This window comes from Runella sp. R0.1_18, from assembly GCF_057652155.1.
This window is the reverse complement of record NZ_JBYFCK010000066.1, coordinates 1-1,422: the sequence shown is the minus strand read 5'-3', so window position 1 is coordinate 1,422 and position 1,422 is coordinate 1. Positions and strand designations below refer to the sequence as shown.

1 protein-coding gene is annotated in these 1,422 nt (G+C 34.0%); it reads right to left on the bottom strand.

From position 1 onward, the window contains the following. Positions 1-133: 133 nt before the first annotated feature. Positions 134-925: an Abi-alpha family protein gene (locus AC23P2_RS31015; protein WP_487776777.1), complete on the bottom strand. Its 792-nt coding sequence runs from the start codon at positions 923-925 to the stop codon at positions 134-136. Positions 926-1,422: the final 497 nt, after the last annotated feature.

Genomic DNA, 1,422 nt, shown 5'->3' with positions numbered 1-1,422 from the left:
ACTTTGGAGGTTTGGCGATCTCAAAGTTACCTAATCCAGTGCTTTTTTGTGAACTAAGTGAGCCATGCAACAAAGCCATCCAAAGATGTAACAGTGTTGTTAGTCGAAAGTAAGTCAAAACTAACAACTTATTTCAGCTATTGCCTTTAATTATTGGTGCATTACATTTTTCAATAAAAAAGCCTCCGAAATGAGTAATTCTAAAATTATTTGATTGTGAGTAACTTGCCGATACATCAAGTTCTAATTCTATTTTTCTCTCTTTTTCTTTATCTTCAACTATTTCTCCTGATGAACTATTATCATCAATTGTAATTTCAGGCTCTTCATATTTCAGCAAACCTAAAAGTGCTAAATTTTCAATTGAAATAATTAGAAATATTGAATCTATTGTAAAGTGTTTTTTTACTTCATTAAAATCAATAATTATTTCATCTATTTTTATACTCTTGATTTCTTCTTCATCGAATAGACCTTTCCATCTTTTTCTTTGTTCAATTAACTTATCTCTGCCTATTTGCATTTGATTATATGCAAAATCTAAAATTTGTGCTTCAAGGGGGGTTAGGTTAGAAAGTGTTTTTACAAGTTTGGCTTCTAAACCGTTTTCAGGCGATGTAGCTAAGTTTGCTAATAAATTTGACCATTTTTCTTGAAGTAGCTCATCTTCTTCAAGTGAACATTCTTCAATTAATGGGACTAATGTTTTTAAATTGAGTTCTTTTGGTTTTAAGTTATTTTTCTCAAGAAGGCTGACTGTTTTATGAAATATCTGATCTTGATTTTTCAATCTCCTATATCTTACTTTATCCGCAAATAGCTCTCCAACCTCTTTTGTTGCAGGGCCAAATAGAGTTTTCAATAGTTCTTCTGTTTTTTCGAGAATTTGTTTTGGAAGATTTAGGCTATCAATAATATCTTTCATACTCTATGAATAAAAATTCCAACATGTTATTAGACGAAACATTACTTCATTACTAATTCCTGATAATGAGCAACTTCCCATGAAGTAGCGACCGTTAGAGATTTAACACTACTTCCAAAACCAAGTTTTAAAAAATCTTACTTTCTTCCAACTAAAAAAGAAAATATTTTTCAAAAGCATAAAATTAAACGAAACGTTGATGAGCAACCGTAACGTATCCTACTTGCCTTATAGATAAAAACCGTAACATTTAGGCTATTCGCATCGGCTAAAAGCCTTCCAATCCTCAGCACGAGGCGGAGCCTCGCGCTATCTGTGTTGCTATTATCTTTTTTCGCTTGTCTAGCGACGGGGTTTGAGAATCCCGCTCACACACGTGCGTCGCGTGCGTTGGGATTCTCAAATCCCAACGAGGGGTTACTCACAACCCCGATGAAACTAGCGGTTTCCCATTTTCATCTTACACTTGCGCGAAGCCGAGCAGTTTTTGAGCCATG

Excerpts from the sequence above, each read along its gene's own strand:
- AC23P2_RS31015 (WP_487776777.1), bottom strand. The coding sequence starts at position 925 with ATGAAAGATATTATTGATAGCCTAAATCTTCCAAAACAAATTCTCGAA.